Consider the following 12,986-nt stretch of genomic DNA (forward strand, 5'->3'; position numbering starts at 1 on the left):
CCCGCCAAAGCCCCCTCAACGGCGCCCGAGCCGGAGGCGCCGCCAGCCGAAATCCCGCCCCCCATTCGCCAGCCGGCGCCGGTCGAGGCGAAGCCAATCCTTGCTGAGATCGCACCGGAACCGGCGGCCGTTCCTCAACCGCCGCCGGAGCCAAGGCCCGCCCCCGGCAAGGTGACCGTAACCAAGAAGGTCGAGCAGAAAGCCGAGCCGCAGAAGGCGCCGGAACCGGCACCGAAGCGCTCGTGGTTCCAGCGCATGAAGGAGGGGCTTGCCCGCTCTTCCCGGGAACTGTCCGGCAACATTGCCGGCGTCTTCACCAAGCGCAAGCTCGACGAGGACACGCTGCAGGATCTGGAGGACGTGCTGATCCGCGCCGACCTCGGCATGGAGACGGCCTTGCGCGTCACCGACACGCTGGCCGCCAGCCGCTACGGCAAGGACGTCTCCGAGACGGAAGTCCGCGCCATCATGGCGGCCGAGGTGGAGAAGGTGCTGACCCACGTCGCCATGCCGCTGGAGCTCGACCTCAGCCACAAGCCGCATGTCATCCTTGTCGTTGGCGTCAACGGCACCGGCAAGACCACGACCATCGGCAAGCTGGCGGCAAAGCTGACCGACGGCGGCCTGTCGGTGATGCTCGCCGCCGGCGACACGTTCCGCGCCGCGGCAATAGAGCAGTTGAAAATCTGGGGCGAGCGCACCAAATCGCCGGTCATCGCCTCCAAACTCGGCGCCGATGCGGCGGGTCTTGCCTACGACGCGTTCGAACAGGCCAAGCAGGCCGGCTCCGACGTGCTGATCATCGACACCGCCGGGCGGCTGCAGAACAAGACCGAGTTGATGGCGGAACTGGAAAAGGTTGTCCGGGTGCTGGGCAAGCTCGATCCGGAGGCGCCACACACCGTGCTGCAGACGGTCGACGCCACCACCGGCCAGAACGCGCTCAACCAGGTCGAGATCTTCCGCAATGTCGCCGGCGTCAACGGCCTGGTGATGACCAAACTGGACGGCACGGCACGCGGCGGTATTCTGGTGGCGATCGCAGCAAAGCACAAATTGCCGGTCTATTTCATCGGCGTCGGCGAACAGGTCGACGACCTCGAACCTTTCTCCGCAAGCGAGTTCGCCAGGGCGATCGCTGGCGTGGCGTAACAGGCATGACCCCAAAAAGTCGCAGACTTTTTGGACAGAATCATGCGCAAGAAGGAAGCCCATGAACCCGCCCATCCTCGAACGCGACCCGTCCGACCCGCAGAAACAGAAGAAGGAAGGCGTCAATCCGCTGCTCAAGCTGGTGCTGGAGCTCGGGCCATTGATGGTGTTCTTCTTCGCCAACGCGCGCAGCGCATGGCTGGTGCAGAAATTTCCGGTCCTGGCCGAACTCGGCGGACCGATCTTCGTCGCCACCGGCCTGTTCATGGCGGCGACCGCGATCGCGCTGATCGCTTCCTGGCTGCTCACCCGCACCTTGCCGATCATGCCGATGGTATCGGGCGTCGTCGTGTTCGTCTTCGGCGCGCTGACGCTCTATCTGCAGGACGACATCTTCATCAAGATGAAACCGACCATCGTCAACATGCTGTTCGGCGGCGTGCTGCTCGGCGGCCTGTTCTTCGGCAAGTCGCTGCTCGGCTACGTCTTCGATTCGGCCTTCAGCCTCGATGCCGAGGGCTGGAAGAAACTCACCTTCCGCTGGGGCCTGTTTTTCCTGTTTCTGGCCCTTGTCAACGAAGTGGTCTGGCGGAATTTTTCCACCGACGCATGGGTTACCTTCAAGGTTTGGGGCATCATGCCGATCACGCTTCTTTTCACCTTCAGCCAGATGCCGCTGATCATGCGCCATTCGCTTGAAGGCAAGACCGGCAAAGAAGAGAAGGCCGGCAAGTAACAGGTAAGGAGAGGGTATGGAATTCGTCACCACGCGCGAAGAGCTGAGAACGATCTACAAGACTCCTCGGCCGACCGACGGCTCTATCCGCAAGGAACTGAACGCGCTGGATGGCCACAGCCGTTCCTTCATCGGCAAAAGCCCCTTCGTGCTGATCGGCTCCTCGGACGGCGCCGGCAATGCCGATGTGACGCCGAAGGGCGACAAACCTGGGTTTGCCGCCGTGCTTGACGAGAGAACCATCGCCATTCCCGATCGGCCGGGCAACAATCGGCTCGACACGCTGGAGAACATTCTTGTTAATCCGTCGGTCGGGCTGCTCTTCCTCATTCCAGGTATGAACGAGACGCTGCGCGTCAACGGCGATGCCCGCATCACCGTCGATGCGGCCTTACGCGAGCGGCTCGCCGTTGACGGCAAGGAACCGCAAAGCATCGTCCTGGTGACGGTCAAGGCCGCCTACATGCATTGCGCCAAGGCTTTCATGCGCTCCGATCTGTGGAAGCCGGAAACCTGGTACGACCGGGCGACGCTGCCGACGCTCGGCCAGATCCTGCGCGACCAGCTGGCGCTCGCCGATTCGGCCGAGGCAACCGACCGCTGGCTGGACGACGAATACAAACACACCATGTGGTAGACTTTCGGACATGATCCGTCCGAAACACCTCTCGGCCTTCGCCGTCTGCTGACCGGCCGCCGCAACCATCAAAGGTCGCGGCGAAATTCCTTCAACGTTTGCCGCGCATCGTCTCGACATCGGTCTCGCCGACGAACCAGTCGCGCGCGGCGACCTCCTCGAAAACCACCCAGACGTCGTTGCTGGTCAGGCCGGTGGCGCCGGTGATGGCGGCCGTCACCTGGGCAGCGATTGCGGCCTTCTTGCCGGCCGGGTCATCGGCGATCACCTCCTTGACCAGGCGGATGTTCACGAATGGCATTGTGCCCTCCCTTGGATATGCTTGGCGGCCGCTCAAAATGTCTTTGCGCCGTTGACCATCAGCCGGACCATGTAGAGCGAGGTCGTGCCGGCGATATAGAGGCAGTTCAGCTTGTTGCCGCCGAATACGCAATTGGCGACGACTTCCGGCACCTTGATCCTCCCGATCAGCGTCCCGTCCGGATCGTAGCAATGGATGCCGTCGGCGGCACTGGTCCAGATGCGCCCTTGGTCGTCGAGCCTGAAACCATCGAACAGGCCGGCCGTGCAGTCGGCGAAGACCTTTCCGCCGGAGATCTTCTTGCCATCATCGTCGACATTGAACACCCGCATATGCGCCGGATTCTGCGCGCCATGTGTGCGGCCGGTATCGACGACATAGAGCTTGCTCTCGTCGAGCGAGAAGGCGAGCCCGTTGGGCCTGACCATGTCGGTGATGACAGCTTCGATCTCGCCGGTACCGGGATCGGCTCGGTAGACATGGCAAGCGCCGATCTCGCTCTCGGCCTTGTCGCCCTCATAATCCGTGTCGATGCCGTAGGTCGGATCGGTGAACCAGATCGACCCGTCTGACTTGACCACCGCATCATTGGGCGAGTTCAGCCGCTTGCCGCGCCATTTGTCGGCGATGGTGGTGATCGAGCCGTCATGCTCGGTGCGGCTGACGCGGCGGCCGGAATGTTCGCAGGTGACCAACCGGCCCTGCCGGTCGACGGTGTTGCCGTTGGAATTGCCCGACGGTTGCCGGAACACGCTGACGCTGCCATCGGTCTCGTCGTAGCGCAGCATGCGGTTGTTGGGGATGTCGGACCAGACCACATAGCGGCCGGCCGCGAACCAGGCCGGCCCCTCCGCCCATCGGCATCCGGTGAACAGCTTGTCGACTTGCGCATTGCCGTTGAACAGCCGCGCAAAACGTGGATCGAGAATCTCGTAGTCTTCGGCGGCCATGGTTTCCTCCAGTCATGCAAATCGGTGCCGGCGCGATCAAGCCAGCCTGCGATGGATATGGCAAGATCGACGACGATCGCTTCACCTGCATCTTGAGGCGACCTGCATGGCCACAGCAGGTCACGCGCCATTAACTGGCTATGCGTCCAGTGCAATGGTGCATTGCAACATCTTCTTTTTGCAACGCACCATAACTATGTCATGTTCCGTATCGCAAGGGAGGAACAACCTGCCGCAACAATGCGGCGCAGAAGGAACCTTGCTATGATCCTCGACAGCCTCGTGAGCCGCGCTCGCACCAGCATCGCCAAGCGCCGGCAATACAACCGCCTCGTCGCCGAAATCGACTCCTTTTCCAGCCGCGATCTCGCCGACATGCGCGCCGACCGCTCGGAAATGCTCTACCAGGTCCACAAGCAGATCTACGGCTGAGTTCGGCGTTCGATCCCGAACCGAAGGTCGGCGCAGCAAAATTGCAGATCGGGCTTAGCCCATCCATTCGATCCAGCGGCCGTGGTAGTCGCAATGGGCTAGACGGCGCGTCTCGCCGTCCGGCCATAGAGTAAGGCTGAGTACGGCCCAACTGTTTGTGGGATCGCGCGGCTCCATCCGCAGCCTTGCGATTGGCGCAGCGGCTGTGGCCTGTCGGCCCGCCTGCTCCAGCGTGGCGATGATGGCATCCTTGGTCGCCCGCGACAGGTATTGCCACATGATCGAATGATAGAGCACGAAGGCGCGGCCCTGCTGCCGCGCGGCCAGTGCCTTCTCGACAAAATCCGCCGCGTCCGCTTTGACAAGCATTGGTGGAAACTTTTCTGCAAGTGACAGCGCGGCGTCGAGCCGGGCCAGCCGCGCTGCCTGATCGGCCCAGACGTAAGACCGAAGCCGTAGCCGAGCCGCTGCGTCGGCTAGATCGACCGGCGCGATGTCGCAGCCGGCGCGATGGCAGACGTCGATCGCGCCACCAAGCGGAACGAGGCCGCGCACCTCCGGCGCCAACCGGACGGGAGAGGTCCGGTCGCCCCACTCGGCATCGCCGTAGCGGTAGTGAAAGCTGTCGAAAAGGAGATTGAGCCCGGCACTGGCGCCAATCTCGCACAGATCCAGCGGCAGGCCGGTTTCCCGCGCGACCGTCAGAAATCCGGGCAACAGCATTGCCGACCGGGCAATTTCATTGGTCTGCGGCGCACCGGAGAGGCCAGCGACGATCCGCTCATCGGATCGGGCAATTGCCTCCGGCAGCACCGCGGCGATCTCTGATTCGTTTGCTTGGTTGGGCGGATAGATCAGTGCCAGTCGCTCATTGGCACCCGTCAAGACCAACGCATGCAGCGTGCCGCAGAGCCGCAATGCGAGGGCGTCGGCGCGCGCGTCCCCCGGCCAGCCGAGCACCGCCTGCCCGGTCCTGGTGTTTGCGTCGAGAACCTTGGCCAATGCACGGCATAATTTCGCGGTGAACGGCGAACCAAGTCCATCGCAGCCCTTCGCCTGGGCCAGAAAATGAACGCGCATGTCTTGTTCGTCCATCGCGTTTCCGGTGCCTCAGCCCGGCGCGGCCAGCGCCTTTTCGATCTCCGGCAAAAGCAGCGTCTGCGCCGAGCCTGGCGTCAGTGGGCCGACATGCTTGTAGGCGATCTTGCCGTTCTTGCCGATGACGAAGGTCTCCGGCACGCCGTAGACGCCCCAGTCGATCGCCGCGCGCCCCGCCGCGTCGACGCCGATCGCCTGGAACGGGTTGCCGAGATCGCCGAGGAACCGGCGGGCGTTTTCCGGCTGGTCCTTGTAGTTGAGCGCGGCGATGACGAAGCGCTTGTCCTGCGACAGCGCCAGCAGCACCGGATGTTCGCCGCGGCATGGCCCGCACCAGGACGCGAAGACGTTGACCAGCGTGACCTTGCCGGCGAACTGCCGGGAATCGAGCCCCGGCAAATTCATGCCCTCCAGCGCCGGCAGATTGGTCTGCGGCGCCGGCAGGCCGATCAGCGCCGATGGCACCTCCGAACTGTCGCGGCCGGACAATAGCTGCGTCAGGAACAATCCCGCCAGCCCGAGGAAAATCAGCAGCGGCAAAAGCACGATCAGGCGTCGTCCGGGCGCCGGCGTTTTGGCCTCCATGCTCATGGCTTGGCTGCCTTGTCGGAGCGACGCCGCACGCCGGACGCTTCCAGCTCGGCGAGGTCTCGTCTGCGTGCCCGCTGGTCGAGAAGAATCCAGCCGATCAGCCCGGCCAGAATCACGGCCGTGATGGCGTAGGCGGCGGTCACATAAAGCGCATGCGCGCTCATATGGATCGCTCCGCCGGCGCAAAACCTTTCAGCCGGACCATTTCGCTTCGCTCGAACATGCCTTTCCTTAACCTCGCGCCATCGGCTTCGCAATCGACAGCAGCGCCGCGGCCTTTGACGCCAGGCGGCCGTCTAATTTAGTCAGCCCCATGACGCAGCGCCAGCGCCGCCGCAACCGGCCCCAGCACGGCAAGAAACAAGGTCAGCGCGGCGAGAATGAGGAAAGGCTGCAGGAACGGATCGGGGTCCGCCACCGCGCCATAGCTTGCCGAGACGCCAAAGATCAGCACGGGAATGGTCAGCGGCAGCACCAGCACCGAGATCAGCAGCCCGCCACGCGGCAGCGCCACCGCCACCGCCGCACCGGCAGCGCCGATGAAGGTGATCGCCGGCGTGCCGACCAAAAGGGTCAGCGCCGTGGCGCCGATGCCGACCGGCTCCATATTCATGAACAGGCCGAGCAAAGGTGCCGCGATGACCAGCGGCAGCACGCTTCCCGCCCAATGCGCCAGGCATTTCATAAGCACGGTCAGCGCCAACATGTGCCTGTTGTCGCCGAGCACCAGCAGATCGAGCGAGCCGTCTTCCCGGTCGGCCTGGAACAATCGGTCGAGGCCGAGCAGGCAAGCGAGCAAAGCGCCGATCCACAGGATTGCCGGGCCGATGCGGGCGAGCAGGTTGAGATCCGGCCCGACGCCGAAGGGGATTGTCGCGATCACCGCGAGAAAGAAGATCACGCCGGTCAGCGCCCCGCCGCCGGCACGGATACTGAGGCGAATATCGCGCAGGAAGAGGGCTAGCATGGGCTGAGATGCCTTTGCCCAGGGGCGCGAAGGAATGCCAACATCAGCCGGTCATCCTCAATTCCCGCGCTCCCTCGATCCCCAATGGCAGATGCGTGGCTGCAATGACGATGCCACCCTCTTCGAGATGCTTCCGCATCAGCACCGCGAATCGCTCTTCCGAAGCTTTGTCCAGCCCGGCTGTCGGCTCGTCGAGCAGCCACAATGGCCGCCGGCTGACCAGCAGTTTTGCGATCGCCGCGCGCCGCCTCTGCCCGGTCGAGAGATAGCCGAACGGCAGATGGCCGATGCCATCAAGCCCGACCGTTTCCAGCGCCTCGTCAGCGCTCAAGAAATCCGCGCCCGAAAAATCGCGCCAGAAGCGAAGATTTTCCGTCACGGTCAACGCCGTCTTCATCGCGTTCTGGTGGCCGAGATAGTGGCAGGCCGAGGCAACCGACGGCAAATCCTCGCCGCCGCCTTCGATGAGCACGCGGCCTGCCGCCACAGGCAGCAGCCCGGCGACGACCCTGAGCAGCGTCGATTTCCCCACGCCGTTTGGCCCGGTGACGATGAGCGCCTGACCTTTCTCGAGGGCAAAGTCGATGCCGGAAAAGACCGTCTCGCCGCCACGTTCGCCGCCCAGTTTTTCGGCGATCAGCCGCATTCGTTCCCCTTCGCCGGAAGTCCTAGCGCGGCTTCGGTGCGCCGCAACAAAAATGGCGATTCCGTGTCTAGAACTATTCCAGGAAATTCTCTATATGCGGGTCATCCGTGCCAGCGGTCGGCGCGGGAACAGAATTAGCGCCGAACCAGCGCACGCGCCGCCTTGAACGGCTCGGGTTGGCTGGGAACGGACAGCGGAAATGGCCGTACCCGCACCTTTGCGCGTGATTGCATGCCATCGGCGTCCGTTCCCTTTCAGGCTGAACAGACAAGGACGGATCGCACGTGTCAAAATCCCTCGATAGTTTCAATTGCCGCCGCACGCTGACCGCAGGCGGCGCCGACTATGTCTATTACGACCTCATCGAGGCCGAGAAGAACGGCCTCACCGGTATCGCACAGTTGCCCTATTCTATGAAGGTGCTGCTGGAGAACCTGCTGCGTAACGAAGACGGCCGTTCCGTCACCAGGGAGAGCGTCCAGGCTGTCGCCGGCTGGCTGACCGACCGGGGCACCGCCGGCGTCGAGATCGCCTATCGTCCGGCCCGCGTGCTGATGCAGGATTTCACCGGCGTTCCGGCCGTGGTCGACTTGGCCGCCATGCGCGACGCCATGGCCTCGCTCGGCGGCGACCCGCAGAAAATCAATCCGCTGGTGCCGGTCGATCTGGTCATCGACCACTCGGTCATCGTCGATGAATTCGGCACACCGCTGGCTTTCGCCAGGAATGTCGAGCTTGAGTACGAGCGCAACGAAGAGCGCTACAAGTTCCTGAAGTGGGGCCAGCAGGCCTTCCGCAATTTCCGCGTCGTGCCGCCCGGCACCGGCATCTGCCACCAGGTCAATCTCGAATATCTCGGCCAGGTCGTGTGGACCAACACTGAAGGCGGCGAAACCACCGCCTATCCCGACACCTGCGTCGGTACCGATTCGCACACCACCATGATCAACGGCCTTGGCGTGCTCGGCTGGGGCGTTGGCGGCATCGAGGCCGAGGCCGCCATGCTCGGCCAGCCCGTCTCCATGCTGTTGCCCGAAGTCATCGGCTTCCGCCTCACCGGTAAGCTGAGGGAAGGCGTCACCGCCACCGACCTGGTGTTGACCGTCACGCAGATGCTGCGCAAGAAGGGCGTCGTCGGCAAGTTCGTCGAATTCTTCGGTCCAGGTCTGTCCAACATGACGCTGGCCGACCGCGCCACCATCGGCAACATGGCACCCGAATATGGCGCCACCTGCGGCTTCTTCCCGGTCGACGGCGAAACCATCCGCTACCTCACCATGTCCGGCCGCGAGGAAAGCCGCATCGCGCTGGTCGAGGCATACGCGAAGGCGCAAGGCATGTGGCGCGATACCGGCTCGGCCGACCCGGTCTTCACCGACCTGCTCGAGCTAGATCTCGGCGACGTCGTGCCGTCGATGGCCGGCCCCAAGCGTCCGGAAGGCCGCGTAGCACTGGAAGGCATTCCGGCCGGCTTCGCCAAGGCGATGGAGACCGAGTACAAGAAGGCTGCCGAAATCGACAAGCGCTACGCCGTCGAAGGCACCAATCATGATCTCGGCCATGGCGATGTCGTCATCGCCGCCATCACCTCCTGCACCAACACCTCGAACCCGAGCGTGCTGATCGGCGCCGGGCTGCTGGCGCGCAACGCCAACCGGCTCGGGCTCAAGCAGAAGCCGTGGGTCAAGACATCGCTGGCGCCGGGCAGCCAGGTCGTCGCCGAATACCTGGAAAAATCCGGCCTGCAGAAGGAGCTCGACCAGATCGGCTTCAATCTGGTCGGCTTCGGCTGCACCACCTGTATCGGCAATTCCGGCCCGCTGCCGACGCCGATCTCCAAGACCATTAACGACAAGGGTCTGATTGCTGCCGCGGTCTTGTCCGGCAACCGCAATTTCGAAGGCCGCGTCTCGCCCGACGTGCAGGCGAACTACCTCGCTTCGCCGCCGCTGGTCGTCGCCCACGCGCTGGCCGGGACCGTGACCAAGGACCTGACGTCAGAGCCGCTCGGCGAGGACCGTAACGGCAACCCGGTCTACCTCAAGGACATCTGGCCGAGCTCGGTCGAGATCCAGGAGTTCATCGAGAAGAACGTGACGCGCGAACTGTTCGCCCGCAAATATGCCGACGTCTTCAAGGGCGACGAGTACTGGCAGAACGTCAAGGCGCCGGAAGGGCAGACCTATGCCTGGGACGACAATTCGACCTATGTGCAGAACCCGCCCTATTTCGCCGGCATGACATCAGGCTTCGGCACAATCGGCGACATCAGGGGCGCCCGTGTGCTTGGACTGTTCGGCGACAAGATCACCACCGACCACATCTCGCCGGCCGGTTCGATCAAGGCGGCCTCGCCTGCCGGCAAATATCTCACCGACCACGGCGTCGGCGTCGCCGATTTCAACCAGTACGGCACGCGGCGCGGCAATCATGAGGTGATGATGCGCGGCACCTTCGCCAACATCCGCATCCGCAACCACATGCTGGGCGAGAACGGCCGCGAGGGCGGCTACACCATCCACTATCCCTCCAAGGAAGAGACATCGATCTACGATGCCGCCATGGAGTACAAGAAGGAAGGCGTGCCGCTGGTCATCTTCGCCGGTGTCGAATACGGCAACGGCTCGTCGCGCGACTGGGCGGCCAAGGGCACCAACCTCTTGGGCGTTCGCGCCGTCATCGCCCAGTCCTTCGAGCGCATCCACCGCTCGAACCTGGTCGGCATGGGTGTCATCCCCTTCGTCTTCGAGGAAGGCACCTCGTGGGCCTCGCTCAACCTCAAGGGCGACGAACTGGTCGAGATCGACGGGCTGAGCGCCATTAAGCCGCGCCAAAAGATGACCGCCAAAATCACTTATGGCGACGGCACGGTGAAGAAAGTTCCGATCATCTGCCGGATCGATACGCTGGACGAACTCGACTACTTCAAGAACGGCGGCATCCTGCAATACGTGCTGCGCGATCTGGCTGCTTAAAGCTGCAAGGGAATAGGGCTTAGGCATTAGGGAATAGGCTACTGCCTACTGCCTACTGCCTTCCCAAACCGCGCCGTCGCCGCCAGCAGCACGCCGAGCATCAGCCCGTTGAGGATGTGCCACAGGAAATGCGTGCCGAGCGGAAAGCTGCCGCAGACCAGCGGATCGATCATCCGGCAGATGACCGACACGACGAAGATCGCCGAGCCCGCCAGATTGTACCAGCCGGCGCGATTGCCGCTCGCCGCCACCCAGGCGCCGAAGAAGGCGAGCGCCAGGAAGGGCGCCAGATAGCCGGTGGTGCCGTTCGACGCTTGGCGCAGCCAGTCCGGCACGGCCCAGGTCAATAACCCGGCAACGGCATAGAAGGCGACGAAGACGGCGATCGCCTTGCCCCATTTCATGCCGAGGAAGCGACGCAGGTTGAACAGCGTGTAGGCCAGCGTGAAGCCGGCGATCGGCAGGATGTCGGCCCAGATCGTGGCGTGGTTGGCGAAGGTGTGGAACAGCGCCGAGCCGATGCCGATCGCCACCACCCACCAGGCCAGCGCTTCGGCAAAGATGCCGGTGCCGCGCCGGCGCACCTCCCGGACACCCCACAGCCCGGCGGCAAGAAAAGCCAGATTTGTCAGTGCGTTGACCGGTTCGGCCCAGAGCTCCGGGCCGACCCGCTCGCAATAGAGGTCGACCGGCGTCAGAAGAGTTTGCCACATGCTGATTGTTGCCCGAATCGCTTTCTACCCTGAAGTGTAGCTTCTGCTGTTGCGCTCTTGCAGTCGATTGCGACGATAAAATTTCACCGCAACGTGACTTCCCGTTGACTGCCGCTTCTGCCACATATTTCGCCAATCAGAACAAAGCCGGCATCACCGGCGGGAGTCGAAACGGGCCATGACATCTCGAAGACCATTGCGGCTTGCGGCATTTGCGCTGGCCCTCTCGGTGTTTGCCGGTAATGCGCTTGCCGGCGAAGCCGACGGCCCCCAGACCGACAAATCCTCGACCGGACAAACGTTGGGCGTGGTCGAGCTCTTCACCAGCCAAGGCTGCAATTCCTGCCTGCCGGCCGATGAATTCTTCGCCGAACTTGCCGCCAGGGAAAGCATCGTCGCGCTCGCCTACCATGTCGACTACTGGGATTATCTCGGTTGGAAGGACACGCTGAGCCGCAAGGAGAACACCGAGCGGCAATACGAATATATGCGCACCTTTGGCAGCCGCTCGGTCTACACGCCGCAGGCCGTCATCAATGGCCGCAGCCATGTCAACGGCGCCAGCCGCAAGGAAGTCGACGGCGCGCTCGCCCGCATGGAGAAATCAGGCGAAGGGATGCGGGTCAGCATCAAGGTCAGCCAGACCAGCGACCGCGTCATCATCGACGCCGGCGAAGCCGGGGCCGGCCCCAGCGATGCTCATGTCGTCATCGTCTATTTCGACCCGCCGCAGACGATCAAGATCGGCAAGGGCGAAAACACCGGCCGCAGCATGACCTATTGGAACGCCGTCTCCGGCATCCAGACCGCCGGCATGTGGCACGGCAAAGCGCAGCGCTACGAATTGCCGATGAGCGTGATTTCCAAGAAAGGCGGCTGCGCCGTGCTGCTGCAATCGGTGGGCAAGGACGGCCTGCCAGGCCCTATTCTGGGCGCCGCCTTAATCCATAAGCCGTAAGCGGAAACCTCTCCTTCTCCCCTTGCGGGGAGAAAGGGAAGCCGCGCGCATCCTACTCCATCCAGCAATAAAAACCGACGTCAGCTTGCTTCTGACGCCGGTCATTTAGGTTTTGGGATCGTCGCACCCGATTTTTCCAAAGAAAAACCGAGGTTGGTTCGATCCGACGCAGACCCGTGGGCGGGGGGCTTGGGGTTTACGAGCCAGTGCCGGACCGAACCGTCTCAGGCAACAGCCGTAAATTCGTCGGACATTGGGGCATGAGCGCGGATAAAAGAAGGCAGAATTGTGGCGAAGCATCACCAATTCCAACGGACGTTTTATAAACGTGACTGGACACTGCGGAAACGGTGCGGGCGCTGCCTTTGCCCGGTTGGGCTTGCAATTCCACGGCGAAAGCGCCAACTTTGGCTGGCATAAGATTCATTCGAAGGGATCGAGGCATGACTGATCACGGCAGTGGGACGGAGGATGGAGACGCATCCGCAATACTGATCCCGCTGCATGAGGCAAGACGCGAACGCCTCGACCAGCCGGTGCGGTTCGACCGGCGCGAACTAGACCAGATCCTGAGGCTGTACGGGCGCATGGTCGCTGCCAATGAATGGCGCGACTACGCCATCGACCATCTCACCGATCGAGCCGTCTTTTCGGTGTTCCGCCGCACCAGCGAGGTGCCGCTGTTCCAGATCGTCAAAGATCCGAAGCTGGCGCGCCGGCAAGGCGCATTCGCCGTTATTGCCGCCGGCGGTCGCATCCTCAAGCGTGGCCAGGAACTTGGCCGCGTGCTCGGCGTCTTCGACCGCACGCTGAAGCTGGTCGAGGCCTAA

At 63.1% G+C, this 12,986-nt stretch carries 15 protein-coding genes; 7 read left to right on the forward strand and 8 right to left on the reverse strand.

The window, feature by feature from the left end; genetic code table 11:
* From ftsY to AC0L26_RS28910, 3 genes are all read left to right on the forward strand, one after another.
* The coding region (gene ftsY / locus AC0L26_RS28900) for a signal recognition particle-docking protein FtsY (protein ID WP_473635635.1) at positions 1-1,152 on the forward strand (1,152 nt) is incomplete at its 5' end.
* A 61-nt stretch (positions 1,153-1,213) separates the two neighbouring features.
* A complete protein-coding gene (locus AC0L26_RS28905; RefSeq protein ID WP_473635636.1) occupies positions 1,214-1,888 on the forward strand; it encodes a septation protein A in 675 nt (224 codons plus the stop codon).
* A 16-nt stretch (positions 1,889-1,904) separates the two neighbouring features.
* On the forward strand, positions 1,905-2,525 hold the full coding sequence (locus tag AC0L26_RS28910) for a pyridoxamine 5'-phosphate oxidase family protein (RefSeq protein WP_473635637.1): 621 nt from the start codon (positions 1,905-1,907) through the stop codon (positions 2,523-2,525).
* A 91-nt stretch (positions 2,526-2,616) separates the two neighbouring features.
* On the opposite strand, the gene AC0L26_RS28915 is transcribed toward AC0L26_RS28910, so the two are convergent.
* Complete coding sequence (locus AC0L26_RS28915) at positions 2,617-2,826, reverse strand: tautomerase family protein (protein WP_473635638.1); 210 nt, start codon at positions 2,824-2,826, stop codon at positions 2,617-2,619.
* A 32-nt stretch (positions 2,827-2,858) separates the two neighbouring features.
* Complete coding sequence (locus AC0L26_RS28920; RefSeq protein WP_473635639.1) at positions 2,859-3,776, reverse strand: SMP-30/gluconolactonase/LRE family protein; 918 nt, start codon at positions 3,774-3,776, stop codon at positions 2,859-2,861.
* Between the two features lie 264 nt (positions 3,777-4,040).
* On the opposite strand from AC0L26_RS28920, the gene AC0L26_RS28925 reads away from it, so the two are divergent.
* Complete coding sequence (locus AC0L26_RS28925) at positions 4,041-4,208, forward strand: hypothetical protein (protein WP_352936720.1); 168 nt, start codon at positions 4,041-4,043, stop codon at positions 4,206-4,208.
* 54 nt (positions 4,209-4,262) lie between these two features.
* Here AC0L26_RS28925 and AC0L26_RS28930 read toward each other — a convergent pair whose 3' ends face one another.
* From AC0L26_RS28930 to ccmA, 5 genes are all read right to left on the reverse strand, one after another.
* Entirely contained in the window at positions 4,263-5,303 is a 1,041-nt protein-coding gene (locus tag AC0L26_RS28930) for a DUF2332 domain-containing protein (RefSeq protein WP_473635640.1), read from the reverse strand.
* A 15-nt stretch (positions 5,304-5,318) separates the two neighbouring features.
* Positions 5,319-5,897: a DsbE family thiol:disulfide interchange protein gene (locus tag AC0L26_RS28935; RefSeq protein ID WP_473635641.1), complete on the reverse strand. Its 579-nt coding sequence runs from the start codon at positions 5,895-5,897 to the stop codon at positions 5,319-5,321.
* Entirely contained in the window at positions 5,894-6,061 is a 168-nt protein-coding gene (gene ccmD, locus AC0L26_RS28940; RefSeq protein ID WP_473635642.1) for a heme exporter protein CcmD, read from the reverse strand. Before ccmD ends, AC0L26_RS28935 begins: the two co-directional genes overlap by 4 nt.
* A gap of 137 nt (positions 6,062-6,198) precedes the next feature.
* Complete coding sequence (gene ccmB / locus AC0L26_RS28945; protein ID WP_473635643.1) at positions 6,199-6,864, reverse strand: heme exporter protein CcmB; 666 nt, start codon at positions 6,862-6,864, stop codon at positions 6,199-6,201.
* 43 nt (positions 6,865-6,907) lie between these two features.
* Positions 6,908-7,510 carry a heme ABC exporter ATP-binding protein CcmA gene (gene ccmA, locus AC0L26_RS28950; protein WP_473635644.1) on the reverse strand — a complete coding sequence of 201 codons (603 nt, stop codon included), beginning with the start codon at positions 7,508-7,510 and terminating at the stop codon, positions 6,908-6,910.
* Positions 7,511-7,794: 284 nt separating this feature from the next.
* Between ccmA and acnA the strand changes: the two genes are divergently transcribed.
* The gene (gene acnA, locus AC0L26_RS28955; RefSeq protein ID WP_473635645.1) at positions 7,795-10,485 is read left to right on the forward strand and encodes an aconitate hydratase AcnA; all 2,691 of its coding nucleotides are present in this window, start codon (positions 7,795-7,797) and stop codon (positions 10,483-10,485) included.
* Between the two features lie 38 nt (positions 10,486-10,523).
* On the opposite strand, the gene AC0L26_RS28960 is transcribed toward acnA, so the two are convergent.
* Positions 10,524-11,198: a ceramidase domain-containing protein gene (locus tag AC0L26_RS28960; RefSeq protein ID WP_473635646.1), complete on the reverse strand. Its 675-nt coding sequence runs from the start codon at positions 11,196-11,198 to the stop codon at positions 10,524-10,526.
* 178 nt (positions 11,199-11,376) lie between these two features.
* On the opposite strand from AC0L26_RS28960, the gene AC0L26_RS28965 reads away from it, so the two are divergent.
* Both AC0L26_RS28965 and AC0L26_RS28970 read left to right on the forward strand, forming a co-directional pair.
* Entirely contained in the window at positions 11,377-12,156 is a 780-nt protein-coding gene (locus AC0L26_RS28965; RefSeq protein ID WP_473635647.1) for a DUF1223 domain-containing protein, read from the forward strand.
* Positions 12,157-12,599: 443 nt separating this feature from the next.
* A complete protein-coding gene (locus tag AC0L26_RS28970) occupies positions 12,600-12,986 on the forward strand; it encodes a DUF2794 domain-containing protein (RefSeq protein ID WP_095484870.1) in 387 nt (128 codons plus the stop codon).

Source organism: Mesorhizobium sp. WSM4823 (genome assembly GCF_055811195.1).

Bases quoted from the DNA above. Each gene is read 5' to 3' on its own strand.
- AC0L26_RS28970 (WP_095484870.1), top strand. From the start codon at position 12,600: ATGACTGATCACGGCAGTGGGACGGAGGATGGAGACGCATCCGCAATA.
- AC0L26_RS28935 (WP_473635641.1), bottom strand. From the start codon at position 5,897: ATGAGCATGGAGGCCAAAACGCCGGCGCCCGGACGACGCCTGATCGTG.
- AC0L26_RS28920 (WP_473635639.1), bottom strand. From the start codon at position 3,776: ATGGCCGCCGAAGACTACGAGATTCTCGATCCACGTTTTGCGCGGCTG.
- AC0L26_RS28925 (WP_352936720.1), top strand. From the start codon at position 4,041: ATGATCCTCGACAGCCTCGTGAGCCGCGCTCGCACCAGCATCGCCAAG.
- AC0L26_RS28915 (WP_473635638.1), bottom strand. From the start codon at position 2,826: ATGCCATTCGTGAACATCCGCCTGGTCAAGGAGGTGATCGCCGATGAC.
- ccmB (WP_473635643.1), bottom strand. From the start codon at position 6,864: ATGCTAGCCCTCTTCCTGCGCGATATTCGCCTCAGTATCCGTGCCGGC.
- ccmD (WP_473635642.1), bottom strand. From the start codon at position 6,061: ATGAGCGCGCATGCGCTTTATGTGACCGCCGCCTACGCCATCACGGCC.
- AC0L26_RS28965 (WP_473635647.1), top strand. From the start codon at position 11,377: ATGACATCTCGAAGACCATTGCGGCTTGCGGCATTTGCGCTGGCCCTC.
- ccmA (WP_473635644.1), bottom strand. From the start codon at position 7,510: ATGCGGCTGATCGCCGAAAAACTGGGCGGCGAACGTGGCGGCGAGACG.
- AC0L26_RS28910 (WP_473635637.1), top strand. From the start codon at position 1,905: ATGGAATTCGTCACCACGCGCGAAGAGCTGAGAACGATCTACAAGACT.
- AC0L26_RS28930 (WP_473635640.1), bottom strand. From the start codon at position 5,303: ATGGACGAACAAGACATGCGCGTTCATTTTCTGGCCCAGGCGAAGGGC.
- AC0L26_RS28905 (WP_473635636.1), top strand. From the start codon at position 1,214: ATGAACCCGCCCATCCTCGAACGCGACCCGTCCGACCCGCAGAAACAG.
- AC0L26_RS28960 (WP_473635646.1), bottom strand. From the start codon at position 11,198: ATGTGGCAAACTCTTCTGACGCCGGTCGACCTCTATTGCGAGCGGGTC.